The sequence below is a fragment of the Vibrio kyushuensis genome (assembly GCF_050337325.1).
In the GTDB taxonomy this organism is placed as follows: domain Bacteria; phylum Pseudomonadota; class Gammaproteobacteria; order Enterobacterales; family Vibrionaceae; genus Vibrio; species Vibrio kyushuensis.
In genome coordinates, this window is sequence record NZ_JAKJSV010000008.1 from 250,017 (window position 1) to 276,932 (window position 26,916).

Consider the following 26,916-nt stretch of genomic DNA (forward strand, 5'->3'; position numbering starts at 1 on the left):
CATCAAGTTTTTGAGTTAGGCCTTTAGCCAAAAACCTATGATTGTTGAAGAAAAGGTGAGGTCAGGAGTACCCAACCAACATCACCTTATCTCTATGTATCTTCTACGGTTGTTGCTTGGTTGGTGCTAAAGCAATCTCACGAATACACACACCTTGTGGCTGCTGATATGCAAACACAACGGCACGAGCAATATCATCTGCAGCTAACACACCACCCATAGACTCTTTCCATGAGCCGTAGCCCTCTTTAATCTCTTCTGAGGTTGTATGTGAAAGTAGCTCAGTCTCAACCGCTCCAGGTGCAATAGTGGTGACACGTACATTCGACGCTGCCACTTCTTCACGAACATTTTCAGAGATAGCGTGTACCGCGAACTTAGTCCCGCAATACGCTGCGTGGTCTGGGAACGTCTTCTTACCCGCAATTGAGCTAATGTTGATAATTGTGCCGCTGTTACGCGCCTTCATTGGTGCTAGCACCGTTTGCATGCCGTTAAGTAGCCCAAGAACGTTCACATCAAACATGCTTTTCCATTCAGATGCATCTTGAGTATCAATTTGCCCTAGCAGCATAGTACCCGCGTTGTTCACTAGGCAATCTGCTGGGCCATACTCAAGCTCTGCTTTAGCAATCGCTGCTTCAAAGCTCGCTTTGTCTGTCACGTCCACTTGCTCACATAGAGTGTTAGGAAGATTCATTGCTTCTAAACGCTCTACACGACGTGCCAACAACAAAAGAGGGTGGCCTTGGTCGCTAAAATGACGAGCGATGGCCGCACCAATACCTGAGCTTGCACCAGTAATAACGATTAGATTTTTAGTTTGTTGTGTTGTATTCGTGTTCATCTTTTTTCCTATTTATTTGGACAGGCCATTCTTTAAAAAATCTAAGAAGAGTTCGAAGCACTCTCCCTAAGCAGTGACGCCATATTAAGTGAGACAGCATTGTTGATATATAGCCCTATAGTTAAAACACTGTTGTCATACAGCAACAATAAGACGACAATAGTGCGCAGGCTCGAAATGACGAAGGAAAGAACATGATTAATGACATCAATTTGGCGGACATTCGATCTTTTGTATTGATTGCACAGCTTGGCAATTTCACCAAGGCGGCGGAAACACTCGATGTCTCTCGTTCACATGTCTCTCGACAAGTTAGTAATCTAGAAAAACAGATTGGTGCGACATTACTTATACGTACTACCCGAACGCTCAAGCTCACGAGCGCTGGCGAGCGTTTCTATCAGCAGTGTCAACAAGCCTTAGTACAAATAGACCAAGCACTTCTTGGCGTGTCTGATGACATTGACGTCATTCAAGGTGAAATTAGAGTGAACTGTGTGGGTGGCTATTTAGGAGAGGAAATGGTCGCGCAGTATTCAAGTGAATTTATGCAGCTTTATCCTGATGTCACTATCAATTTGGATTTTAGTAGTCACCGTATTGATCTTATCAGCGACGACTTTGATGTTGCCTTTCGTATGGGAAAGATTGACGATGCTGGATTTGTTGCACGTAAGCTAATCGATGTTGAAATGGGCACCTTTGCTAGCCCGAGCTATCTCAAAAAATATGGTGCTCCCGATAGCCCTAAGTCACTTAGTCAGCACCGCTGTTTAACGGGTTCGGTGCGAAAGTGGACCTTTTTCAACTCAGCTAACCACGAGGCTGATGTGTCGGTTAAAGGGTATTTACAGTGTAAAAATGGACGAGTGTTAATGCAGAGTGCAGTCAGTGGTAACGGCATTATTCGGGTGCCTAGGCTTTACTGTTTAGCTGAATTAGAGCAAGAGAAGTTAGTCGATGTATTTGAAGATTGGCATATTCCCAGTGTCGACTTTTCTATTTTGTATCATCAAGACAGATATCGACCAAAACGCTTGCAGGCGTTCATACAGTTTATGATTGAGCGTTTTTCTAATTAATCACCTATCTCTATACCTAAAGATAAATCAACAGAAAAGAAAACGCCCTAGCTCAACTCTTCGTTAAGCTAGGGCGTATCTAAATCGCTTATGGCATTAAGCGAGCTTTAAATCATGCTCAGTACGGTACATCACCATATCTTCAATCGTCAGGATTGGCATGTTGTGCTTACGGCTAAACTCAACCAGCTCTGGCGTTTTCGCCATAGTCCCGTCTTCGTTTTGCACTTCACACAGTACGCCTGCCGGTTGAAGGCCTGCCATCTGCATTAGATCAACGGTACCTTCAGTGTGGCCACGGCGAGTCAAAACACCGCCGGCGCGTGCACGCAGTGGGAATACGTGACCAGGGCGAGCTAAATCGTCTGGCTTCGCGTTTGGATTAGCAGCCGTTTTAATCGTTGTTACGCGATCTTGTGCAGAAACACCTGTTGTCACGCCAACTTTCGCTTCAATCGACACGGTAAATGCGGTTTGGTTTGCGCTGTTGTTGTTCACAACCATAGGTGGAAGTTCAAGCTTAGTCGCTTGTGCGTCAGTTAGGCATAAACAAACAATGCCGCTGCATTCGCGGATCATCAGTGCCATTTGAGCATTCGTTAGGTGCTCGACTGAATAGATAATATCACCTTCGTTTTCACGATCCTCGTCATCAAGCAAGATGACACCTTGGCCTTTTCTTAAAGCCTCGAGAGCGTTTTCAACACGTGTGATTGGGTTGCCAAATTCGGCAAGAACTGAAGACTGATTCATGGTTAAACTCCTAAATATCACCAGAATCAGGGCTGTATGAGGGATAAAATATCCAAAACGAAATGCGTCAGCAGGCATCACCAATCAAGTTAGTGCTGCCTACTGACGTGTTTTCATTCTCTCTCATCCGGACTTTAACCGTCGGCTCTGGGTTTGCACCAGATCTGCTGACCTCGACGTATCGAGCGCTCGCGGGCTGATCTTATCAATAAAAAGAAATAAGATTTACCGCCGGTGGGGAATTTCGCCCCGCCCTGAGAATAAAAAATAAATGTATGTGCTTTTTTGCCTAGGCTATTTAGCCATAAACTCAAGCTTGGCTATGTTAGCGTGTTATTTTTGCTAAAACTACAATCGATACGCTAAAACTAGCGAATAAACAGTTTACCAATAACCTTTTGCGCAATATTTCGCCACTTCAGCATCATTCGGCCACGAGTTAGCCAACTTGGCGTTATTAATACTGTTTTTTGATTCGAGAACGCTTTAAAGCCTTCGATGCCATGATAATGCCCCATTCCCGATTCACCACTTCCACCAAAGGGAGCGTCATCTAACGCGACATGCAGTAACGTGTCATTAAGGCAGACACCACCACTGTGGGTATTTTCGAGGATATTCGCTTGAAGCTCCTTATCATCACTCATCAGATACAAAGCCAGTGGCCTTTCGCGTCGATTAATAAACTGAATAACCTCATCAATAGAATCATAACCAATAATAGGCAGCAGTGGGCCGAATATCTCTTCTTGCATCACCAGCATATCGTCAGTCACAGCAGTCAGAATATGAGGTAACATTTGATGCTCAATAAGCTTGTCACACTCTATGGTTTCAACCTTAGCGCCTTTCTCTTTTGCATCCTCTAGATAACGTTGCAAGCGAGTGTATTGAGCTTGATTGATGATACTGGTGAGATTTCGCTGGCCTTTCTTAACTGGGAACAGAGATTCAAACCGCTTTAAATAGAGCGCACCAAATTCCGAGACTTTATCTTTAGGGACAAAAACATAATCAGGTGCGACACAGATCTGACCGCTGTTGATCGATTTTCCGAGCATCATCGCATCAATAGCTTTTTTCAAATCAGCGTCTTGACCAACAATCACTGGTGACTTTCCACCTAGCTCTAACGTAACAGGAGTCAGGTTTTTAGCCGCCGCTTGTGCAACCTTTCTCCCGACAGCCGTTGAGCCTGTGAAAACCAAATGATCAAAAGCCAAAGTACTAAAATGAGCAGAAAGAGATACGCCTCCTTCAATCGGGTAGATATGCTCGCTTAAACTAGCAAATACTCTATTCAATGCTTCATTGGTGTGAGGAGTAGCTTCACTCAGCTTCACCATCACGCGATTGCCTGCCGCAATAGCGGTTACTATTGGTGCGAGGCTCAGTACGATTGGGAAGTTCCATGGAACCATCACACCCACGACCCCTACAGGCTGAAAGTGAAGTTGCGCTTTAGAAGGAGCAAGTAGTAAACCTGCCGAACGGGTGTCTGGCTTCATCCACTTTTTAAGCTTTTTTAACGTGTATTCAATATGATTTACCGTCGGCATAAGATCGCAAATGGTGCTGTCGAACGTTGAGCGATAACCGTAGTCTTGGTTAAGCGCATCAACCAACTCGGTTTGATTGGCGATCAACTCCGCTTTCAGTTTGAGAAGTAACTCAACACGTTCATCATAACTGGGGTAAGGCGTTTGATTATATTTCCGCTGAGCTTGCTCAAAAGTGGCGTCCAGCTCTTGATCAAATGCTAATTGCTCTTCATTACCACAAACTAATTCCATGCACTTACCCTCAAAATAACGTTAATCAACGTTATATAATCTAATTGTACAGTGTTCAAGTTATATTAATTATTCGACACAGGAATAGAAGACATCATTCGTTTTACTAAGTCAGAGGCGAGTGCTTGACGCGTTGCTTCATCAACACCCTCTTTCATCGGTCTTTGAGCCAATGCCTTCCATATCGGTTGTTCAATCACCGCCTGTTCAATGGCGTCATTAGGGAAAGCAGCCAAATACAATGACCCTTTTTCTACCGTGTCACCATCTTCATCAACAGTAATGATTCCCGTTGAAAGGAGTGTTTTTGCAAAAATATCAGAATCACTGACCATCGATTGCTGTGCAATAGCGACCACGAGCAGTACATTAGCCTCCATTGGCTGCGAAACCAAACGATAGCCCTTTTCTAGCATCTGCTGCTCAACCAACGAGTGATACAACTGTGATGCTTTTTGAGCTTGTGCTTTATCTTTCACCAGTACAGTGCCAGAACGTTCATGCCAAGCAAAAGTAGATACAGATTGAAACCGTTGGCTGTCTCCACTAATCACCACACCAAAATCCATCGGTCTTTGTGGCTCAACTGAGGTTGTACATCCAGCAAGCAATATTGCTAACATGCACACGACTTTATTCTTCATAATTCTACTTCCCTGTCATCAATTTCTATCGATTATCTCTCTACTTTGGCGCACTGACTCATAATAACAAGCGTTAACTTTCGGTATTGAGAACTAACAATGATTGCCTCAAATACACCTCATGAGTTAACCGTCACGTGACATTTGCTGAGAAATTTCATGTTGTTTTTCAGTGCACACTTCGACTGCTTTTGCTGTTACTTGAAGCGCTTGCGCCATTTGAGAGACATTGTGAGTGGCAGACAATACGGTTGACTGCAATGGCCTTAAAAGTAGCCAATAGATGCAACCAATGATGGCCAACAGTGCCAATACCGTCACCGACAAAATCAAAATAAGTTTGAATTTCACATCATCAAGAAACCGTTGTGTCTTGTCGCCAACCACTTGTTTAGATTGAGAGAAGGCGACAGGAAGTTGCTCTAGCGATCGAGTTGAAACGTCAATGAGCTGATTAACATTATTCATTGTTGATTCAATATTTTCTTGTTGTGTTGGGGTGAGGTCGGGGCTTTCCGCAATCGCATTTAATGATTCAGCTAAAGAGTTTAATGATTGGCTCGTCATATCAATAGACTCTTCAATACCTTGAAGATCTAAGCTGATATTAACTTGGATGAATGAGCTTGGCTCTTGCTCTTGCTCTTGTACTGAGGATGCCAATGAAATAGGCACCCATAATGCAAATCCTAGCAAAATAAGTTTCAACATCGTGTCGTCCTTTACATTTGTTTTTTAATGTAGCTATTCCGACTTATAACAGTAGCTCTAAGCGAATGATAATTCCAATTTACAATCAATAAGATAGAATCATAATTAAGAGTATTGACCCATAAAAAAGCCCTCTAAGTGGCGAGTCGCTTAGAGGGCAATCCAATAGGATAACGTGACTTATTTTAAACGGCTTCAAGCTCCCATGAGCTATAAGGGTTTTTCATTAGCATAGAGTTATAGTAGCGGGTTTGTCCGGTCACTTCTTCAGCCAACCAAGAAGGCTTTTGAAATGCTTCGTTTTCTGACGAAAGCTCGACTTCAGCAACCGTTAACCCTTGGTTATCTCCATAAAACTCATCAACTTCAAATGTATGTTTACCGCACGGAACTAGATAACGGGTTTTATCGATAACGCCAGGCTCACAAATTTTGAGAAGTGATTGAGCCTCTTCAACCGATATTTCACGCTCCCACTCAAAGCGGCTCGCACCAGATTCATTTCCTATGCCCTTGACGGTAATGAAACCTTTATCGCCTTTCACTCTCACACGTACAGTGCGCTCAGGTACTGAGCTTAAATAGCCCTGTGTAATACGTGTTTGTTTCACAACGTCGACTTTGAAGTCATCACTTTTAATTAAAAATTTACGTTCAATCTCTAACATACTTAACTCCTAATTCGCCAACGGTTTATTAATCATACCAATTACACGTTTAATCGCTTGTAGATAATTAATGTTCTCTACCGATTCAATGCCAACCTCTGCCATCGTCTTCTTAATGTCTTCAACTTCCGTCGATTCAGAGTTAATCGTGTGAACCTTCGCGCCATTGATAAGCACCTCACCCACCTCACAAATAGTATTGTTTACCATATATCCAAATCGATGCTTATGAACTCTTACCGCTTGCAAGTCTTCATGAGCTTCAATGATTGCCATAAACTCTTCTAATGTGTAGCTCTCTTGGGTGAGAGGTAACATTTCTACTTGGAAAGCTGGAAAAACCTCAGCCTCTAATGATGCGGCTGGAATAGGAAACTCCCCTTTCATTAGTGGGTTCCACTGCTCTAGACCATCTACTGTTTGAACATAGGTTTTAATGTCCATTTTTCCATCTCTAATCTTAGTGTTATTCACATCATTAGTTCTAGACAGAATATAAACTTCATCACTTTTTCGCTCCCATACTTTTTCAGGAACAGGAACCGATAATCTAGCCATTTTTTTAGCTGCTTGATCAAAATCTTGGCCAAATGTACGAAACTCAAAACGTGGCTTTGACACTTCTCCGATGACTAATTTTTCGCTCATCAGTATTCTCCTTTTAGATAATTAATTTGTCACTCGATGTCTTTTTACGTTATCCCTACCGACAAAAAATAAAAGTGATCAAACTCAAATAAACCCCAACATAATCTGACACACATGGTCACGTAAACAAGTCGACCTAGGTAAAAAACTTCGCCAATCATTGATATTAAAGGGCTATAACAAAATATACATAGTTGGAGGATTTATTCGATTCGTGACGGAAAGCAAAAATGTCATAACTAGTCGAGACTCGAAATGGTTAAATTGATTGAGATCAACAAATAAAATTACTCTAATGTCACTCTAGATACCGATAGAAATAATTACGCAAATTAAATAAGGACATCGATATGGAAAAAGTAAACCATTGGTCTCCCGGAGCAGCTGGAAGCCCAGAAAAAGAATTGTCCCCTACCGTCGTAGACATCGAGAATGAGAAAGATCCCCTGGATATGTCTCAGTACAAAATGGGGAAAGTGATAGAGAGACCACCAACAAAAACGGGGTTATTAATGAAAAAATGGGGGCTACCTGCTTCTATTATTTGTTTTGTTCTTTTTAGCTTTATTTTTAACTTTGAGTCGCTGGATCAAAAAGCACAATATATGTTGGGGTTATTCGTTGCTTGTATCGTTCTTTGGGTTACAGAGTCTATTCCGAACTACTTAACTTCCATCGCACTTATTGTTAGCGTTATTTTACTTGATATCGTCTCACAAAAAGCAGCGCTATCTGTTCTTGGCCACCAAATCATTTGGCTAAATATCGCTGCTTTCATACTCGCATCAGCCCTTGTCAAAACTAGGCTGGCTGAAAGGGTAGCACTACTGTTTATTGTTAAATATGGGAAGAACTCTGGGTCGATCTTCCTCAGCTTTATTGCTGTCAACTTGATCCTCAGTGCATTTATTAATGCGACAGCAGCAAAAGCAGCACTTCTCATGCCTATCTTTATGGTTGTTTCAGCCGTTTATGGTGCATCAGGAACAAAAACAAACAACTTTGCTCGAAACCTTATATTACATAACCTTTTGATGATTAATGCTGGCTGTAACGCGTTCTTAACCGGTTCCGGGGCAAACCTAGTTGCAGCGGGAATGATGGTAGGTGCCGGCGCTTCTCTTTACTATTTTGATTGGCTACTAGCCGGGCTACCAATCACTATTGCATTAGGTATTTTCACCTACATTATCGGTGTGAAGTTTATCTTCCCTTTGACCAAAGAAGACGAACAGCCAAAACTTGAAGGTGGAATGGACTCAATTAAAAATGCACTCGATGGCTTAGGAAAAATTCAATGGAATGAGATCAAAGCCGCGATTATATTCTTAACGGTACTTGCTTTTTGGGCCACCGATAAGCTGCATGGTGTTCACCCAACAATGATCGCTCTCATTGGCTCTATCGTCATGCTTGCACCGCAAACAAAACTAATTACTTGGAATGATGTTGACCTACCTTGGCATTTATTAATTTTCTCAGCAGGTGCATACGCCATTGGCGCAGGGCTTAAAGAGACGCAAATCATGGAAATAGCCATTACTAACATGATGAATGCGATGGGTATGGAGAGCATGAGCTACTTTTCTTTATACACAATTTTAACGGGGATTTTTATTGCTTCGCACTGGATATTTCAAAGTAAAACGATGCGTACCGTAATCTTCATTCCTATTGTTATTGGTATTGCTCAAGCGATGGAATACGACATCCTATCTTTAGCTCTACCTGTGGCACTTTGCATTAATGTTTGTTGGACATTCCCATTTAACTCAAAGCCTGCCGCTCTATTGTATGGAACTAACAAGTATACTATGGGTGAAACTTGGCGCTACGGTTTATGGACGAGTATCTTCACTTGGCTATTAATGCTAGTTGCCGGCCAAACATGGCTTGTGTGGATAGGTATCTCACCTGGTTTCTTCTAATTAAAACTCGCTAGCCCACACACCAAATTAACCCTAAACAGGAGTCAGTATCCCTGATATTGACTCCTCACTCTTCTTGTCTTTGTTTCTAGTTTAATGCAGATAGCATTCGTGTATTGCCATCTGAAAATTATCTTTATTTAAAATATAGCTTTCATTATTAAGGATATTCGATGAAAAAAAACATTCTTAGTTTCATGAATAATACTATTCAACTAAAAAATAATATTGATTCTTTCTATGACCTACTCGGTGACTCTACATCTGTATTTGAGATTATTCTTCGTCTCTATCTCGATAATAGCTTATCGGCTTCTAAAGATAATGAAATACAAATAGAGCTTCGCTTTGAACAATTGAGCCGAATAGAACTAACCGCTGATCAATTACGTCGAGATATTGAAAGTATTTTGTATGAAAAAACACTCGTTCCCGATCTTCGAAGTGATTTACTAAAAATAATTGAAGGCGTAGATGTGCTAATTAACCTACAACAAGCCTCAGCCTTTAATCTCATCAACGAAAGACCGGAGATCCCTCAGGAATACCATAATGATTTCATTGAGTTGCAATCTACCGTTGCAAAGTGTGGGGCGCACCTTATTGATGCATGTCGCGCATTTATGCGAGATCAAAATCAGGTCAGAGATCATGTTCACAAAGTGATATTTGTTGAAAGTGAAGCAGATAGAGTAAGCACACGAATGAAGCAGAAGGTGTTCTCATCTGAGTTAGATTTAGCTCAGAAGATTCATATCCGTTACTTTATTGAACGTATTGATAACGTTGCAAATCATGCTGAAGACATTGCTGATTCACTGGTTATTTACGCCATTAAGCGCTCATTGTAAGGATAATTATGGACATACTTTTACTTATATTCTTATCGAGTGGTCTATTTCTTGGTTGGGCTCTAGGCGCAAACGACGCAGCGAACGTGTTTGGTACTGCAGTTGGTAGTCGCATGGTTCGCTTTTCAACAGCTGCGATTATCTCCTCAATTTTTGTTATTTTAGGGGCGACGCTCAGCGGTTCTGGTGCGGCTCATACACTAGGGAAGCTTGGCGAAGTAAACGCTCTTGGTGGGGCATTTGTAGTCTCGCTAGCCGCAGCTCTAACTGTGCTAGTCATGACAAAGTGCCAACTTCCCGTTTCAACCGGTCAAGCCGTCGTCGGTGCGATTATTGGTTGGAACATCTTTGTCGGCATTGAAACTGACATGGGTATACTGCTCAACATTCTGCTGACTTGGGTACTGTGCCCCATCCTTTCCGCAATCATGGCCGTACTACTACATGGCATAGTGAAGTGGACGTTAAATACGGTCAAACCCCATATTTTAAATCTTGATTGGACATCCAGAGCCGCACTGATTGTTGCGGGGGCTTTTGGGTCATACAGTTTAGGGGCGAACAATATCGCCAACGTAATGGGAGTGTTTGTCAACGCAATTACTTTGGATGACTTAGCCATTGGCGCTGTCTCTTTCAATACTGCCCAGCAACTGTTTTTTCTCGGTGCTGTCGCCATTGCAATTGGCATATTTACCTACTCCAAACGTGTCATGCTAACGGTTGGTAATAGCATGATGCCTCTCACGCCAATAACGGCTGGCATTGTTGTAATGGCGCACTCTATTGTGCTGTTTTTATTTGCTTCTGAGGGGCTAGAGCTGGTACTTGCAAGTAACGGGCTTCCAACGATTCCTCTTGTTCCTGTCTCTAGCTCTCAAGCTGTTGTAGGGGCAATTATTGGCATAGGCTTACTAAAAGGAGGGCAAGAGCTTGATTGGAGAGTATTAGGAAAGATTGTCACTGGCTGGGTAACCACTCCCCCTATCGCCATGACTTGCTGTATATTTATGCTGTTCTGCCTACAAAATGTTTTCAGTTTGATTGTTTACTCGCCAATGAGTTATCAAGTCAATCAACAGGTTGAATCACAATTGAATAAGCTTGGATTCCACAGTAATGAACTAAAGACCATTCATCAGCAAACATTCAATGATATTCGGTCGTTTCAGATGAAAATAGATGAGCTTGGTGTTGATGGTAAATTCTCGAAAGCGATCATTAAGCATTCGTTGTTACAACCGACAAAAGTTCAACTCGATACGATACCTAACGAGTGGGTCAATACGCTGCAACCTGAACGACATAACGCGGTATTACAGCTAGATGGTCATGAGTTCAACCACACTTGGCAGTTAGTCCAAGCGTTGAGTAGCCTTAGTTCTAAGTGGCAAGCTGCGGAAGATACCGTACTCAACAAACAATACAATCGACAACTACAACATGATATTACAACCTTACTCCAACACAGTCTCGTTGAGCGATAGCTTTATTGAGAATATGTTAAACGCCAAACTAACAGAGCCCGTCAATAAGATAAGTCTTAGCTGATGGGCTCTGTATCTTTATATCTATTTGCTGATTACTTAATAAGGTCTCATAGCTTACTGGTTACTTAATAAAGTCTCATAGTGAGTTTTGCCAAAACAGTAGGCACTTGTATCCGAGCGCGTTGTATTATCCAACTCTAGCCACTCCTCAAATACAGTAGCAAGGTCACTCAGTGTATCAATGCGGTGTTGTCTCGCTGCTTGACTACAAAAGTGAGCGAGAATGTACTGATAATACTCGAAGCACAATCCATTGATTTTAGAGCTATTATAAGCCTTTATTTTTAAGTGTTGAATGTCGTGTTGTAATAAGTAATCTTGATACTCATTGCCATCTCCTGCAGTGAAGAATTCGGCTCCCCGATCGGTAAGCATGCGTTCAACATTAATATCATGGGATGACATTAGCGGGAGCGCTTTAGTACGTAGAAATGTGCGCGCTGAGCGTGGGCTTTTATCTTCAGAAAACTGAGCAATAACAAAACGGCTATAGCTATCAATAGCAATATGTAGGTAGATGGTTGGAAATTGAGGGAAGTATTCAAACTTTATACAATCTTGAATTAGTAAATCGCCTGGACCACTAGTGGCAAGCTGTCCGGATTCATTATTCAGGCTGTTTGTCAGTAAGTCTATTGCTTCTAATTGTTTAGAGGAGAGCATGAACTCACCTCGATCGGCTTTTACTTTGAGAGCAGTAACACGTTTAAGCTTGGTTTCTAAATCATAACGCAACCAAACGGATCGAACGCCATTTGGAGAGATAGCAAAACCCATTTCACTCAGTTTTTCGGATACTTTCTTTTGCCCCAGTTCAGGGTGTTCAAAGGTAAACTCAAGCAACTGACTCTGTATCTCTTTCGATACTCGATTTCTGAGCAGTGGCTTATCTCGAACCTGTTCCACTAGAGCCGCTTCACCACCGTGCTCATAGAGTTTCTTTAGTCGATAGTAACTATCTCGACTATAGCCGTATATCTTGCAGGCCTTCGATACATTACCTAGCTCTTCAGCCAAGCGTAAAAATGCCAGTTTTGATCGAACCGATTCATCTTTCATTATGCCTCTGCTCTTCCTCACATTACTATCGCCAATCAATTGATAGTTTTTACTCTACAGAAAATGATATTACAGCTTACTGAAGCTAAATGATTGTACTCAATCAAAAAACAAAAAAAAACAGCCTATATTGTGGCTAGGCTGCTTATTATTCGCTCTCTTCGAACAGTAAAACGAATCAATACGGACAGTATTTGTTTTCAATACAATATAGTTTCTCAAGCAATTGGGCGGTTACATCGCCTTTAAGCATCCAGTCTTCGACATCAATGTGAATGTACGGCATCGCCGTTTCATCTGAGATATGTTGATAGTACTTAACCAAAGGTGATGTTTGTTCATGGTAAACAGAAAGGCGATGTTGAATGACATTGGATTGATCATCACTTCGATGAAGTAGCGGATCACCTGTTTTATCATCTAAACCCTCAATGATAGGTGGGTTGTATTTTAGATGATAAGTACGACCCGATTTTTCATGTATTCGTCGGCCAGATAAGCGATCAACAATAATCTTTCTACTCACATCTAGCTCAACGACTATGTCTATCTTAATACCAAGCTGCTCTAACTTCTTAGCTTGTGCAATAGTGCGGGGAAAACCGTCAAGAATAAAGCCATGTTGGCAATCGGTCTCCATAAGTCTGGATCTAACAATAGACACGACAGTATCGTCATCCACAAGCTCGCCCTGATTCATTTGTTGCCTTAACTTAAAAGCAAGTTCTGACTCTTTTTTAAGCTCATTTCTAAGTATGTCACCCGTTGAAATTTGAGGGATATTAAAACGTTGCTCTAACACATTTGCTTGCGTTCCTTTGCCAGAACCCGGGGGACCAATTAACATTACTTTCATTAGCTTACCCTCCATTAATGACAAAAGTTTGCATCGTAATTATATACAAAGCTTGTTTTTGTTTGAGAGTGAACATCGACCCAAGGGCTCATGTTTGATATAGCCTCAAAAGCGGTCTTAGCTCTATTTACTACTTTTCTCGTATATTCTGCCTTCTTATCCTCATAACTAAATGAGACTTCTGCAACGATTGGTTTAGAGCCATTAGTTGGGTTTTCCTGGTACCAAAGAGTTAAATCAACTTCAGCATCGAATTTTCCAAGATCAATCTCAACTCCTCGATATACACGTTCATAAACCAATAAGTCACTAACTTGGCTCAAGACAAGAGAATCATCAAAATCGTAGCGTGAAGCAAAGCCAGTAAAGTAACGATTAATGTCGCCCATCGTCATAACCGTTTCACTATTAGGCTGTTTTGTAGAAGCACTGTAGACGCCCACAAATGGATTAGTAGGGTTTGCACCAATATCAAGTTCAAACTTACTTTTCGCTCCATCGGCTATAGAAGATACATCTTCAAAACCAACAATATAGCGATCCGGACTACGGAATTTTAATGACGTAGTAGACTCACCGTGATCAATACGATCCCGGTAAGAGTAACCATTTTTTCGTAGTACGCAGCTGCCTGGGGTATCAAAAAATGAAACCTCACGAACTTTCGCGAGTTCGTGCTCTCCAGAGACCTCCCGTTCAATCGCCGCTTCAACAGCAGATTTCATCTGACGAAAAAAAAGATCGACTTTCTGAGTTTCGTTAGAGAAATTAAACTGCTTTTTATCAAGCATTAGTTTGTACTCTCTCGATGTTACCTCAGGGTTTGCAACCGCAACATTAGATATCAATAGTGTCGTTAATAAAAAGCTCGAAATTACCACTGTAGACAATATTGAACTACCACATCTGACTTCTACTGCTCGCTTTATAATATTATTTTCCATTATTACTCCTTGCTCTACTTCGGTGAAGAACAACACCTATCATTTGGCTTGTGTCGTGTATTTTTCTTTATCCATATTAATGACAAGGTTAATAGAAAACTCAAAGCCAGATCTCAAACCCTGAGTTAAACTGACACTTTTATTTAAAAATGTATTATTGAAAATGTTGAGCGTAGAAATACATACAAGATTTGATATCTCGGGATAATGAACTAAACCTAAGGGAAAGCGGGAATTTGCATACTTTATGACGATAAAGTATCAGGTGATGAATAGGTATTTTGACATAAGAAAGGGGGATGGATATTGAAACTTTAGAAATCGAATGTCAGACCAAAGTTGAGCTTGTAGTCATTTCGATCCGGAATATTGCCATCAGAATCAACCTTAGGGTTTGAGTTATGATCCCAAATGAATTTGACGGTAAAATCGAGATCGTCCACCAACTCCATATCAATACTAAAGTGATTACTGTGGCGAACCCCGCCCGAGGCATTACTAGCCCAGTTCAAGTCGTAAGTGTGACTAAAGTCGATGTCTTTAGTGAGTTCGTATTCCAAATCAGAAGAGAACACAACTGTTGGGCTGTTTTCTGAGGCGTTCTCCCCTTCCAGTACCGTATCGAATTGCGTGTATTGAAAACCAGGACCAAGCGAGACATCCCACTCTAAATCTGATTGAGTGATAATAAAGTAACCGAGCTGCATTGAGGCGTTAATTCGGTAATCGATGTTTTGAAATTTGTCACTGTTGACCGTTGCTTTGATTGGACGAAAGAACAGCCGATTACTCAGGTAAATATCGTAAGAACCATCAAACTGATGATTCTGAGCGGTTTTTTCGCCAGAAGATTGAGTCACATTACCAATGTATTTAAGTAATGTACGCGAGCTGACGGTTTGTCTTTTACCGCTCACCTCTCCTGAAACCGACAACTCATCGGTATTTCCTTTACTAAAATTAGCACCGAGGAACAGGTCCGTTTCCCAGCGTTCTAGTTCTGATTCAACGCTGCTATAGATTGAGACAACTAAACTCACAGGGTATACGTGCAAGCTCTCATTTTGAATCGTTAGCTTATCGCCAACGATGGTCAAGCGTCCTTCGTGAGTTTCCCCGTTAACAAGACGAACTCGAAAAGTATCCGCAGTTTGTAGAACGGCAATATCTTCGACATCGATTTCAACGTCACCAAGTTCATCACTATCAAATTCAATAACAAGCTCGTACGAATTCTGATCTTCCTGAACCGTTCCCGTTAAGCTGCCAAGCAAAATCTCACCCGAGGTGAGTTGCATCCAACCTTGATCTTTTTCAATCGTTACCGTTGGCTGAATAGGTGTAACAGAGGTAGATATCTCGCTCTCTTCGGGCAGGTTAGTTGAAACACGTTTATCTTCCGCAACAACTGGGGCGCAAAGCAACATACTTAGTAATGGATATTGAAATGTGTATCTCTGTTGTTTTTTCATCTATTAAACCTAGCGATAAACCTTTTCTAATTCGACCAAATCACCCTTCCCTTTCGTACGTTCAAAAAGTACCCAATCCCAACTCATACTGGCACATTCGCTAGATGCTCCGACAGAAGAGTGTAAAAAGTGTGACAAGAGATCCGCTAGGTTGATGAAACCACACAATAAGTCAGTTTTATTTTATTCATCTCTTTAGCCTTATCAGTAACAGATAAGCGAGGACATATCTCGCTTTGCAATAGACGGAGAAAATGATGAAAAGGAACCACGCCATAGACTCAGTTCGAGGGCTATTACTGCTCTGTATGGCCATCAATCATTACATTTGGATAACCGGAGGGTGGTCCGTTGTTCAGCGATTAACGCTACAGCCTTTCGGTCAAGTAGGAGCGGCAGAAGGGTTTATCTTTATTTCGGGACTAATGGTTGGACTGATCTATTGTCGACCTTCAGCTACTCAGGTTACCCGCTCACTATTTACTCGGGTAAAGCAGCTCTACAGCTATCATGTTGCCTCACTGATTCTCATCATCATGCTATCTTTTTCCCTATCCTATTTATGGTCAATCGATCCTTCTTTTATTCACTCGATGTTTCCATTTCTCACCAGACAGCCTGAACTGGCAACGCCACTCATTCTTTTAATGATCCACAAACCCGCCTACTTTGACATTTTACCCATGTACATCGCGTTTATGCTGCTTGCACCGCTCGTTATCACGCTATTATACCGAGGGAAAGTGCTCTTAGTCGTCGCTATAAGCCTTGTCATGTGGTTGAGTAGTTCGTGGGTTGACGCATCAGTCTGGGCGGCTCAAGTTGCACCGTTAACACCAATCAATACTGGTTACTTTAGCTGGCTAGCTTGGCAACTCCCATTCGTCATGGGGGTCTGTATTGGCTACAGTCATCACCACCTTTCAATCCAATGGTTTAAATACAAAAGCGCGCTAATCGTCACAGCGATAATCGCGACGTTTATTTTTCTTACGCATCATAATGTTTTCGCTCAGGCCTTTGGGGTTCATCAAGGCACGCTTTATCAACTCGCAAACAAGCCTACGCTCGGTTGGTTGAGAGTATTAAACCTAGCAATGCTTATCTATTTAATCAGCTACGTTATTCACCATAAACCTCATTATCTAACGTTTCGCCCTCTCGCACTGCTCGGTCGTCACTCTCTACCCGTGTTTGCTTGGCACTATGTCGTCATTTTTACGCTCGCGCCTTTATCACGCCTATTCATTCAAAGTGCTACCCATTACAACTTGATGCTGGTAGCCGTTGCTCTACTGCTCTTTATCCCCCCTCTTATTAGAGAAAAACACTTAACAATTCGTCGATTCACATTTAACAGGAGTACATAAGTGAAATTTTTACTATTACCAATGATCACTATTGGGCTAATGGGCTGTGACCAGTCAGCCCAGCAACTACAAAACCTCGATAATCTCAATCTAGCCGATAGCTCAAAGTTACATACTTTGGCAGTAAACCTATCCAACACCACAGATGAAGGTGGCATCGTTCGAATAGAGCTGCATCAGCAAAATGATCAGATACTGGAGGAGAGGAACATAGATATGAGTGAATTCTCTAATCCCATTATGTTTCAAAACTTGAAAGGAGGGTATTACTCGGTACATGTTTATCAAGACATTGATAACAATGGACAACTCACTATGGCTGGTGTTGTGCCACAAGAGCCGCTTGGCTTTTCAAACAACCCAATTCTTCAAGGTCCCCCCACTTTCGCGATGATTGGTTTTGAGGTTACCGAAAATAATACTCAAGAGATACAGATGATCGATTATCGATATTGATAGTCGATCTAACGTTTCTTAACTGGGATCAAGAGTTCCATTTGCCACTCTTGATCCTCACTTTTTGGACCTATAGAGATCAATGATGTAATCCACTCATAGCCTCGTACTAAATAAAATGGAGACTCGCTCAAATAGTAGTAATAGAGCATCTCAAGATCATCGCCTATTTCCCTGACTGTTCCTTGCAATTTACACTGCAAATAACTTGCGGGTAGTACTTGACCACTCCCTTGTGAAAACTCAAAAAAAGCGCTGTCATAATCGTGTTTTGGCTCAAACACGCCTTGCTCATCTCGCCCAATCAAAATGGCCCCAAGTCCCGAATTAATCAATTGTTGTTTAGATTTAAAATGGGTAATGACTTCAGAGAGTCGTTGATGTTTAAGCACACAATGAGAAGAAATTTGATAAGAATCGAGTGCCCCTTGTTGCAAAGGCCGTGTAACGAGCTTAGTGCCCAATTCAAGTACACTCTTCGGTAAGGTGTTTTCTTGCTGCGCCAGTAGTTCAATAGAACATATCAAAACGCCATCGGGTTGTTGGTGCCAAATAATAGGTAAAGCTTTTACCGTAAACTGATGTTTGGGCATAAAAACCAAATGAAGATATTGAAAAAAAACAGCAATAGATTCGACATTTTCTACTCTAAACTGCCACATGTCTCTGGTAGGTAAGGTGACTTCTGTTAGCGTGTGCTTACTTTCTTCTGGTAGTCCATCACAAACCACTAGCATTTGAAATAGCCCTGAAAGATAAGTGCAATTGTTGCGATATTCTAATGTGTAGTACTTTCTATCTTGATGATTCCAGCCGTCTGTTGCTTGCTCAAATTCAGACCATAATTTTTTCAATGGCACACTAAACTCATCACCACAGATCGAAATTGAAAGAAATACCTCAGGTACGCCCTGAACCCGAGTAGAAGAGAACACTGAACGTACTGGAGGGCTAGCTTCCATCGTTGAAACAAACGTAAGGTAAGCCGGCGTAATGGGCAACTCGAAAATGAATTCGGCAAATCGTGATGAGTATTTTAGGTGCTTTGGCGAGACATGAAACTGCTTTTTAAACGCACGATAAAAGGCTTCGTGGCTATCGAAACCAAACTCGAGGGCAATGTCGATTAACCTCTTATCACTATTAGCAATTTCAATTGCCGCTAGTGAGAGTAAACGAGCGCGATAGTAGTGTCCTACGGACATTCCCGTATAACGTTTAAACTCATGCTGTAAGTGCCATTTACTGACATTCAGCTGCTGAGCTAGTTTCGTCACATCGAGCTTTCTCGGTAGCATCAATTCAATCGAATCAACAATACGCATGATAAAAGTAAACTGTCTCATGCGCCCAAGATTGCCCGATAGATAATCAAACTACAAAATCAAGCTTCTATTTTTCGATAGTGCTCAAAAGATGATGAAACAAAATAAAGACGAGCAGCTCGATCATTCACCCTAATAGCTCTCTACTAACCACAATATTTTAATTCGCAGACCATACATTTCGAATATCAGGCCAGCCCCAATTGGTTAGCTCGACATCCTTTAGCACCCCGTGAAAACGGAGCGTTTGCCGATGATGAAACAATGGCAACAAGTAGCATTCAGAAATGAGTGTCGATGCGATGGGCTCAAGGGCATTGAGATAATCCTTTAACTCTGTTTGAGCACGTAATACCGTTAACGACTGACTTAACCATTCACTGGCTAACAATCCAATTGAGTTGTGCAGCGTTGGGTTATTGAATAAACAACCAAAGGCGGAGGCATGACGATTATCGTCCAAGTTAATATTGGTAATAACGAGCTCTTCAGTTAACTCTCCCGCAGCGGAGCGTTCAGCCAGATCTCGGTATGAGTAAGTATTTGCTACTACGCTAACACCGAGTTTCTCGAGAAGAGCTTGTATACCGTAGACACAACTTTTCAACGCTGTGTAATCATAGACAGCAATCGACAATGATTTGGGAAGAGCGGTTTCGACTCGAAATGGGCGTAGAGTCGTATGCCACATCGGTAGTAAATTCCCTGCTATCTCACAACCGAACAAGCTTTTTTGCTCGCGCATTTCTTTATACACATTCTGCGCAGAAAGGACGCTAGAAAGGTATCGCCGTTGCTGTTCATTTAAAAAAGTCTTCGTACTTTGATTAAACAACACAAACATACAGCCATCTTCAATTCGGCTGTGCTTTATTCCTCGATGTATCTCATTTTCATCATTACGTTCATCCCCAACATGATAAGACACATAATGTTGACACTCTTTGCCATTCATCGACGCTAATTGATTTGTTTCGATCAAGCTTGGCTTGGTCTGGGGTTCATTAAGCAGCCATATTGTCACCTTATCCGTCAAGGCTCGGCAGGCGTAGTAACGTTCAAAAGCTTGTAAACGTAGCTTTTCATGAGAGTGTTCAGCAACCTCAAACGGGCCACTTCCTACAACGGAATACGATGCTGCAGAGTTGATCTGACTCGTTGGCTGAATAGCGTACCGAACGCCCGAGATCAGGCCTGCAAAACCTCGGTCTGGTTCTGATAACGTAAACACGACTTTCAGTGGCTGTGGGGAATTCACATTCTCTAAGTGCGCTAACTCTGTTTGATATTCTTTAAGGCTAGAAAGCTTTGCAAATAAGCTGACAATGGCATCAGAATCAATAGAAGAACCATCATGAAATGTCAGGCCTGGACGTAGATAAAAAGTCCATTGATAGCGTTCAGAGTCATACTCCCAGTGGTGTGCCAACTGGGGCTCTACGTGACCATCAAAACCACTTGCCACCAAACAACAATAGATCTGACGCAACAAATAACGCTCACTACTGCGCTGCAATTGATGAGGGACTAAACGTTCAAATGGCCGTTTATAGGTTAACTGAATATGCAGTTGCCCTTCACGGATAGAAGCACCTGACGTGCTCTGTAATAAACGGCCAAACTCAACTTTATCGTTATCTAAAATATTGAGTGCTTTTTCATATTTTCCAGCCCGAACTCGCTCAGCGGCCAGTTGTTTTTTAAGTACGTCGAGCTCTAGGTTCAATATCAAGCTCGATCGTTTATTACGACCCGCTTTAGGCTCCCAAGTCAGCCAACCTAAATCTTGCATTTGATTTAATAAATTTCGAGCGTGGCGCAAACTAGTAAATAGCGATTCAGAGATATCGACCAATGCTGTTTTTATCTCCACTCCCACACCAAGCGGTGTTAAACGAGTGTAATAACGTAATAGATTCAAATCAGACACTAGTTAAGCCTTATCAGTTAGGTTGATACTCCTATTTTAGCGAAAATTTGTCATAAAAACGCAGAACACTTACCTGCATGTTGTTCCTCATTTCATCCCAAAATCGCCAAATACAACCAGTTACCCAACTAAACCGGATAAAATAGGAACAATAAATGTAAATTTACTCTGTTTTTCATTTCCTCTTTGAGCCTCAAACTGTTGAGGTCATTAAGAGAAGGAGAAAAGCGATGTGCTCAAAATCTTATCAACAAAATAACGCCCCTTTAGTTACACACTACTTCGAGCGACTAAAGGTAAGTGATAACTGGTTAGAAAAGGCGATGATCATGGCCTTGATTGAACTATGTCACTGGCAGCAGACCGAGCTTCAATAAACCAAGAAATACGGCGCCCACAAATACGCAGTATTGAGCCAGACACGCTCCTCCCCCACCCGTCTACTCAATACTGCTTTCTTTATGAAACTAGATCCTGTTATTACATTGGTTCTGGGCAGTAGATTACCTTTCAAAGAAATACCTCAATTGTTATATCACCCACTAGTAAATACCAACCTAGACTCATATCAGTCGAGTGGCTTCAATATTCTCGATGACCTCACAAGATACACAGGCTTATCTGTTACGGCCGTTCTAGAAAACGATTCCCCTTGCCCTGAAAAACAGCGATGGCAAACAGCTCAAGCACCTAGAGATAACGGAAAGCTCTACCGAAAAATCCAAGGAGAAAAGGATGAAGATACACGTCAGTTGGCTACCCATAATATTAATAATATCGTTCAGCGTTAACGCAATCGGTATTGATGAGCATCGTCATATCGCAAGTTTAGTCCCCGATGAAAGACACGACATGCGTGAAGATATGATGCGAGAACACCAAGCCGTTTTAAATATGGTGAGTGACGCTCAAGCGACCCATATTTCCGTCACATCAGGTTCTTGGTTCGCCCCTGAAACATGGGGTGGAAGCATTCCAACCAGTGGATCTCGAGTGATTATTTCTGCTGGGCATACCGTTGAATTTAATCAAAAAAGCAGCATTGAACACGATACAATTCGGATCGACGGGGTATTGACCTTTGCAACTCAAGCGGACACGGAGATGATCGTCGACACGATCGTAGTGACTCGTCTCGGTCTTCTTGAGATCGGCCATCATGGCGATCCGATCGCCCAGAATAAACAGGCGACGATCATCTTTAAAGATTACGCCGATCTTGGGTTTATTACCGATACTCCCAGCAACCCGAGGTTTGATCCCTATAAACTTGGCCTTGGTCTGGTCGCAATGGGGGCAGTTAGAACACACGGTGAAGACAAATCACCAGTAGCGGAGTTTCGACAGGCGCTAGCTGGAGATAGTGTAATAGCCCTTGAACAAGCCCCTCTCAATTGGAAAATAGGAGACCGAATCGTTGTCGCGGGCATTACACAGGATAATAATCAGCAAGAAGAACGCACCATCGCGGCGGTTGATGGAACTAGCCTAACATTAGACGCCCCTTTGATTTACGACCACCTCTTGCCAAGGCACACCAAAGAAAATCTCGTGCTCACCGCTCATGTGATTAACCTGACTCGTAACATTACCTTCAAAACCTTTGCTGGTAATGAAGAAGTCTTTGTTGAACACACCGATAGCTACAACACCAAAGAGTTCACCAAGCGTGGTCACATCATGATGATGCACTCTAATGCCATTGATGTTGCATTCACCGCATTTAAAAATATGGGGCGCACCAACAAACGTTGGGGCCAGAACAATACCACCGTTGATGAACTTGGGAACTACACCATTGGGCTTAACCCAATCGCACGATACCCCTTCCATTTACACCGCGCTGGTGGTGCAGGACAACCGGCTTATGTATTAGGGAGTGCAGTTGACGGTTCAACCGCTTGGGGCTTTGTAAACCACTCCAGTTATGGCGAATTTGAACATAACGTTGCCTTTAATACGATGGGCGCAGGGTTTGCCTCTGAAGCGGGTGATGAGTTAGGCCGCTTTGATGACAACATCGCCATGCTTTCCATTGGGAGTAAAACACCAGGGCTGGGCGTAAGAGGCCACGGGCTTGGTAGCAAAGGCAAAGATCTCGGTCACTTTGGTAGTGCCTTCTGGGTTCAATCTCGCATGATTAGAATGGACGGTAATATCGCCTCTGGTTTTGCTCATGTGGGTATCCACCAATGGAAAGAGCTTATCGACAATGCGGGCGATAACTTAATTGATACCCGCTCGATTGCGCACCTCACGGATAAATACAATGACCAAGAATACGTAGATGCGTACACCTTAGTAGAAAAAAGTGGGGTCCGTGGCTTGTATGAAAACTTAATCGTGTATGGCGGACCAACAGCACTCAAAGATGAACGAGGATCAGGGGACATCGATGGCGTTGTCGCCCACACCATAAGCACTGGCGATACCCGCTGGTATGCTGGGGGCGTCGACTACAGCAATTTTGTCATGATCGGCGACCTAGACAACCCTTCAGGTATTGGCATTAAGAAATTTGGTAATGCAGGTTCAATACGTTTAGACAATATGCACATTGAGGGAATGGAAGTTGGCTATCAACTCACCGAGCGCCAAGGGACATCAATACTCACCAACGCCTATTCAAACAACGTGGTCGACTTTGAATTTCATAAACGTTGGAATTACGCCCATACCTCTATTGTTCAAGGTGATATACAGTTTGGTGAACTCACTGACACAGCACTCAACGGCCGAGAACGCACACATTTTGACCTTCACTTTGGTGGCAAGGTTTTTAACGCAGGCTCAACCTCTTATATGCTGCTTGATATCGACTCATGGCCACAGCCCTATCGTGTGTACATGGAAAAAGAGCAGCAACCTGACTATATCCCCTACCCTTCTGAAACCCACGCTGGCGACGTATCTGATGAGTGGTTAGATAAAGACAACACTTACATTGCCGCTCAATTTGGTAGCCCAATAGGAGGGGGATGGATCCCTGACACTGCCGTCAAATTGGATCTCAGCAATAACATACTTGCTGAACCTTTAACTTGGGAAGAGTACATGGCCCTTCGCAGCATCAACACCGAGCGGCTAGAAGAACTGTTCGGGACCAATGTCGCGCTTGGAAAACCAGCCATCGCTTCATCCGTTAATAAGGGGACGTATACACCTGACCGATTAGTTGACGGTGATGCATCTAACTACATGAAAACCAATAAAGAGCTCGAAGAGTGGGTTGAAGTGGACCTTCTTGAAGATGTGTACATCAATGCCATACACCTCAAAAATCGCACCAGTGACAGTAAACGACTTGAGGGTGGCTACATGATTCTGCTGGATGCCTCACGCAATGAGCTATGGCGTTCAGATGCGTTACCAATACAGGACCACTACCTATTTGAAGGAGCACCAAGAGACTTCTCAACTCTGCCTGTTCGTTATGTGCGTATAGAGAGTAATCCTATTACGACTGAATACCTCAATTTATCAGAGCTTTACGTCTATGCAGATGCACTGCCACACCAGTTAATTCCCGTCAGCGCTACAGCTTCCAAAGAAAATCCAAACGGCACAGGAGATACTAATAATGCCATTGATGGCGATATAGAAACTCGTTGGTCTGGTGAAGGTCAAGGTGTTACCTATACCCTAGAGCTAGATACTCGCTACGAGCTCACCGAGATCCAATGGTCACAAACGAAAGGCAATGAGAGACCATATTACTTTACCCTTCAGACTAGTACCGATGGCATCAACTTCAGCGATGTTGCGCAGGTCACTACTTCTGTGACCAATGAAGTAATGACAACCTACCCTGTCGATAAGCTTGCTGCTCGTTACGTACGCTTTGTCTGTAATGGAAATGGAGAAAATGCCTGGAATAACTTCAACGAAATTCAGCTTTGGGGTCGAAATATTCACTAATACTGTCTGAACGAATACCGACTGAAATAGGCGAAGCCTGTCTAGAATAAACGGAACTTGCCTAATAAAAGCGCCTTGCTACAACAAGGCGCTTAGCCATCGAAGAGCCAATACACAAACCTCCTCACAGTCAGATCGTCACGACTAAGCTAACCTAACCTTGCTACTCACACGTTAAATTCATCATAAACAAAGGGACAGTAATATGATTGTTACCACAACCCAATCCGTCGAAGGAAAACGAATTGTCGCTTACAAGGGCGTCATTGCTGGCGAAGCCATACTAGGCGCCAACCTATTCAAAGATATGTTTGCAGGTATCCGCGATATGGTTGGTGGACGTTCTGGCACTTACGAAAGAGAGTTAGAAAAAGCGCGCTTGATTGCCTTCCAAGAGCTCGAGATGAAAGCGAAAGAGCTCGGCGCAAACGCTGTGGTGGGTGTGGATATTGATTATGAAGTCCTTGGTCAAGCCAATGGCATGTTAATGGTTTCAGCAAGCGGCACGGCAGTCGTCGTCGATTAACAGTAACTCCCCGATAATGATCTCATAACTCGGTTTCTTCCCACCAATTTAACGTCCTATCATCTTAGGGTGAAACCGCTTTTAATGTCTTTCTCCTGTGCTACAGTGGGTAAAAATCAACCACTACATCACTCATTAAAGGGAATTAATAATGACATACCCAATTTCGGGCAGTTGCCAATGCGGGCAACTCACCTACCAAATAAAGCAAGCCCCTAATCTTGTGCTTGCTTGCCACTGTAAAGAGTGCCAGAAGTTATCAACTAGCCCTTTTAGCGTCACCGCTGTATTTCCAACAGACGCGATAGAATTTAAAGGGGAGTTAAAAGAGTGGACTCGCCCTGCTGACAGCGGCAATAAGAACAGCGCTAAGTTCTGTCCTGATTGTGGCAATCGCGTTTACCACTTTAACCCGGCCGATCTTTCAACGCTAAAATTGAAGTTGAAACCAACCGATTTAGAAGACGATTCTCTATTCGAGCCAACAGTTCATGTTTGGGTGAGCGAAAAGCAAAGTTGGTACGACATTCCACAAGGCGTAAAAGTCTTTGATAAGCAGCCTTAAGCAAACCGTTAACACCATTACATACGCGAGAAATAAATGGATTTACCCTCTAACTTTAGAATGTTAGCAAGATACAATCAGCGCATGAATACACTGTTGCTGAATGTCTGCGAGCATCTCACTGACGAGCAACTACATCAAGATACCCATGCTTTTTTCCCTTCGGTAATGAATCATTGGAATCATGTTTTATTCGGTGACTTGATCATGCTTCAACGTCTTGTGAGCAATCAAATCGTACAGTTGGATGAAAAACTTCAACAAAGCTTGCCCATTGCCACTCGTATCCATGACACCTTTGCAGAAGATATGAACTCTTTGAAGACCCTTCGAGAAAAGGTTGATCGCATCTACATTGATATGACCCAAGGCTTTGATTCCGACACATGTTCCAAAATAGTTCGTTATACGACAACTGAAGGCAATACGATTGAAAAAAATGTCGCTGAATTTTGTCAGCATATTTTCAACCATCAAACACACCATCGAGGTCAACTAACCACCCTATTGAGCCAGTTTGGTTTAGATTATGGCTGTACTGACCTACCGATGGTGGTACCCGAAGGTTCAAATGCTTAATTTTGAAAACTTTTACTGAAAACTCCGGTCGTATTAATAAGTCTTAAAACTTAATAATTTAACGGAAGCGTATGAAGCTAATTCACACCTGTGAGAATCACTTTCTTATCATTAATGCCAAGAACATATTAGATGCTCTCGACATTGAAACGTTTGTCAAAAATGAGTTCTCTACAGGAGCAGTAGGAGAGATATCAGCGTTTGATTGCTGGCCAGAGTTGTGGGTGGTTGATGATAGTGATTACGATGACGCTATCCATGCTATAAAATCCATTAACACACCTATAAACAGGTCAACTTGGGTCTGCTCAAACTGCTCAGAAACGAATGATCCTTCATTTGAACTGTGCTGGAACTGCCAACATGAGTCTTGATTAACATAAATATAATCAGGTACGTAGCACACATTTACAGTGTAAAGCTTGTCTGAAATCGAATACG

The 26,916-nt window shown here is 42.4% G+C and carries 26 protein-coding genes and 1 riboswitch; of the genes, 13 read left to right on the forward strand and 13 right to left on the reverse strand.

Going from position 1 to position 26,916, the window contains the following annotated elements:
• Window positions 1–103: 103 nt before the first annotated feature.
• Window positions 104–847 carry an SDR family oxidoreductase gene (locus L4D20_RS18680; RefSeq protein ID WP_428803098.1) on the reverse strand — a complete coding sequence of 248 codons (744 nt, stop codon included), beginning with the start codon at window positions 845–847 and terminating at the stop codon, window positions 104–106.
• 194 nt (window positions 848–1,041) lie between these two features.
• Here L4D20_RS18680 and L4D20_RS18685 point away from each other — a divergent pair, with 194 nt between their 5' ends.
• On the forward strand, window positions 1,042–1,929 hold the full coding sequence (locus tag L4D20_RS18685) for a LysR family transcriptional regulator (RefSeq protein ID WP_428803099.1): 888 nt from the start codon (window positions 1,042–1,044) through the stop codon (window positions 1,927–1,929).
• A 96-nt stretch (window positions 1,930–2,025) separates the two neighbouring features.
• Here the strand turns inward: L4D20_RS18685 and ribB are convergent, their stop codons facing one another.
• The 6 genes from ribB to L4D20_RS18715 form a co-directional block, all read right to left on the reverse strand.
• Entirely contained in the window at window positions 2,026–2,682 is a 657-nt protein-coding gene (gene ribB, locus L4D20_RS18690) for a 3,4-dihydroxy-2-butanone-4-phosphate synthase (protein ID WP_248009219.1), read from the reverse strand.
• A 111-nt stretch (window positions 2,683–2,793) separates the two neighbouring features.
• Window positions 2,794–2,948: riboswitch (FMN riboswitch) on the reverse strand.
• A gap of 102 nt (window positions 2,949–3,050) precedes the next feature.
• Entirely contained in the window at window positions 3,051–4,475 is a 1,425-nt protein-coding gene (locus L4D20_RS18695; protein WP_428803100.1) for a coniferyl aldehyde dehydrogenase, read from the reverse strand.
• Window positions 4,476–4,540: 65 nt separating this feature from the next.
• Window positions 4,541–5,119: a DUF4136 domain-containing protein gene (locus L4D20_RS18700; protein ID WP_428803101.1), complete on the reverse strand. Its 579-nt coding sequence runs from the start codon at window positions 5,117–5,119 to the stop codon at window positions 4,541–4,543.
• A 126-nt stretch (window positions 5,120–5,245) separates the two neighbouring features.
• Window positions 5,246–5,830: a hypothetical protein gene (locus L4D20_RS18705; RefSeq protein ID WP_428803102.1), complete on the reverse strand. Its 585-nt coding sequence runs from the start codon at window positions 5,828–5,830 to the stop codon at window positions 5,246–5,248.
• Window positions 5,831–6,015: 185 nt separating this feature from the next.
• The gene (locus tag L4D20_RS18710; RefSeq protein ID WP_428803103.1) at window positions 6,016–6,498 is read right to left on the reverse strand and encodes a CYTH domain-containing protein; all 483 of its coding nucleotides are present in this window, start codon (window positions 6,496–6,498) and stop codon (window positions 6,016–6,018) included.
• A gap of 9 nt (window positions 6,499–6,507) precedes the next feature.
• Window positions 6,508–7,146, reverse strand: coding sequence for a hypothetical protein (locus L4D20_RS18715; protein WP_428803104.1), 639 nt, complete (start codon window positions 7,144–7,146; stop codon window positions 6,508–6,510).
• Between the two features lie 350 nt (window positions 7,147–7,496).
• Between L4D20_RS18715 and L4D20_RS18720 the strand changes: the two genes are divergently transcribed.
• The 3 genes from L4D20_RS18720 to L4D20_RS18730 all read left to right on the forward strand — a co-directional run bounded on the left by L4D20_RS18720 (window position 7,497) and on the right by L4D20_RS18730 (window position 11,412).
• Window positions 7,497–9,074 carry an SLC13 family permease gene (locus L4D20_RS18720; RefSeq protein WP_428803105.1) on the forward strand — a complete coding sequence of 526 codons (1,578 nt, stop codon included), beginning with the start codon at window positions 7,497–7,499 and terminating at the stop codon, window positions 9,072–9,074.
• Between the two features lie 173 nt (window positions 9,075–9,247).
• Window positions 9,248–9,925 carry a DUF47 domain-containing protein gene (locus tag L4D20_RS18725; protein ID WP_428803106.1) on the forward strand — a complete coding sequence of 226 codons (678 nt, stop codon included), beginning with the start codon at window positions 9,248–9,250 and terminating at the stop codon, window positions 9,923–9,925.
• Window positions 9,926–9,933: 8 nt separating this feature from the next.
• On the forward strand, window positions 9,934–11,412 hold the full coding sequence (locus tag L4D20_RS18730; RefSeq protein ID WP_428803107.1) for an inorganic phosphate transporter: 1,479 nt from the start codon (window positions 9,934–9,936) through the stop codon (window positions 11,410–11,412).
• A 117-nt stretch (window positions 11,413–11,529) separates the two neighbouring features.
• Here the strand turns inward: L4D20_RS18730 and L4D20_RS18735 are convergent, their stop codons facing one another.
• From L4D20_RS18735 to L4D20_RS18750, 4 genes are all read right to left on the reverse strand, one after another.
• Entirely contained in the window at window positions 11,530–12,534 is a 1,005-nt protein-coding gene (locus tag L4D20_RS18735; protein WP_428803108.1) for a helix-turn-helix domain-containing protein, read from the reverse strand.
• Window positions 12,535–12,712: 178 nt separating this feature from the next.
• On the reverse strand, window positions 12,713–13,390 hold the full coding sequence (gene adk / locus L4D20_RS18740) for an adenylate kinase (protein WP_428803109.1): 678 nt from the start codon (window positions 13,388–13,390) through the stop codon (window positions 12,713–12,715).
• 14 nt (window positions 13,391–13,404) lie between these two features.
• Window positions 13,405–14,334: a hypothetical protein gene (locus L4D20_RS18745; RefSeq protein WP_428803110.1), complete on the reverse strand. Its 930-nt coding sequence runs from the start codon at window positions 14,332–14,334 to the stop codon at window positions 13,405–13,407.
• A gap of 314 nt (window positions 14,335–14,648) precedes the next feature.
• Window positions 14,649–15,806, reverse strand: coding sequence for a DUF481 domain-containing protein (locus L4D20_RS18750; RefSeq protein WP_428803111.1), 1,158 nt, complete (start codon window positions 15,804–15,806; stop codon window positions 14,649–14,651).
• A 254-nt stretch (window positions 15,807–16,060) separates the two neighbouring features.
• Here L4D20_RS18750 and opgC point away from each other — a divergent pair, with 254 nt between their 5' ends.
• Window positions 16,061–17,176: an OpgC domain-containing protein gene (gene opgC / locus L4D20_RS18755; RefSeq protein WP_428803112.1), complete on the forward strand. Its 1,116-nt coding sequence runs from the start codon at window positions 16,061–16,063 to the stop codon at window positions 17,174–17,176.
• The gene (locus tag L4D20_RS18760; protein WP_428803113.1) at window positions 17,177–17,632 is read left to right on the forward strand and encodes a DUF2141 domain-containing protein; all 456 of its coding nucleotides are present in this window, start codon (window positions 17,177–17,179) and stop codon (window positions 17,630–17,632) included.
• Between the two features lie 8 nt (window positions 17,633–17,640).
• On the opposite strand, the gene L4D20_RS18765 is transcribed toward L4D20_RS18760, so the two are convergent.
• Both L4D20_RS18765 and L4D20_RS18770 read right to left on the reverse strand, forming a co-directional pair.
• Window positions 17,641–18,978: a helix-turn-helix transcriptional regulator gene (locus tag L4D20_RS18765; RefSeq protein ID WP_428803114.1), complete on the reverse strand. Its 1,338-nt coding sequence runs from the start codon at window positions 18,976–18,978 to the stop codon at window positions 17,641–17,643.
• Window positions 18,979–19,117: 139 nt separating this feature from the next.
• The gene (locus tag L4D20_RS18770; RefSeq protein WP_428803115.1) at window positions 19,118–20,887 is read right to left on the reverse strand and encodes an SgrR family transcriptional regulator; all 1,770 of its coding nucleotides are present in this window, start codon (window positions 20,885–20,887) and stop codon (window positions 19,118–19,120) included.
• A gap of 230 nt (window positions 20,888–21,117) precedes the next feature.
• Between L4D20_RS18770 and L4D20_RS18775 the strand changes: the two genes are divergently transcribed.
• The 7 genes from L4D20_RS18775 to L4D20_RS18805 all read left to right on the forward strand — a co-directional run bounded on the left by L4D20_RS18775 (window position 21,118) and on the right by L4D20_RS18805 (window position 26,849).
• Entirely contained in the window at window positions 21,118–21,264 is a 147-nt protein-coding gene (locus L4D20_RS18775; RefSeq protein ID WP_428803116.1) for a hypothetical protein, read from the forward strand.
• A gap of 84 nt (window positions 21,265–21,348) precedes the next feature.
• Window positions 21,349–21,678, forward strand: a complete 330-nt coding sequence (locus tag L4D20_RS18780) for a hypothetical protein (protein ID WP_428803117.1) — start codon at window positions 21,349–21,351, stop codon at window positions 21,676–21,678.
• Complete coding sequence (locus tag L4D20_RS18785) at window positions 21,623–24,805, forward strand: discoidin domain-containing protein (protein ID WP_428803118.1); 3,183 nt, start codon at window positions 21,623–21,625, stop codon at window positions 24,803–24,805. Before L4D20_RS18780 ends, L4D20_RS18785 begins: the two co-directional genes overlap by 56 nt.
• Before the next feature lie 205 nt (window positions 24,806–25,010).
• A complete protein-coding gene (locus L4D20_RS18790; RefSeq protein WP_428803119.1) occupies window positions 25,011–25,331 on the forward strand; it encodes a heavy metal-binding domain-containing protein in 321 nt (106 codons plus the stop codon).
• A gap of 151 nt (window positions 25,332–25,482) precedes the next feature.
• On the forward strand, window positions 25,483–25,896 hold the full coding sequence (locus L4D20_RS18795) for a GFA family protein (RefSeq protein ID WP_428803120.1): 414 nt from the start codon (window positions 25,483–25,485) through the stop codon (window positions 25,894–25,896).
• Between the two features lie 36 nt (window positions 25,897–25,932).
• Window positions 25,933–26,475, forward strand: coding sequence for a DinB family protein (locus L4D20_RS18800; protein ID WP_428803121.1), 543 nt, complete (start codon window positions 25,933–25,935; stop codon window positions 26,473–26,475).
• Window positions 26,476–26,546: 71 nt separating this feature from the next.
• Window positions 26,547–26,849, forward strand: a complete 303-nt coding sequence (locus tag L4D20_RS18805; RefSeq protein WP_428803122.1) for a putative signal transducing protein — start codon at window positions 26,547–26,549, stop codon at window positions 26,847–26,849.
• Window positions 26,850–26,916: the final 67 nt, after the last annotated feature.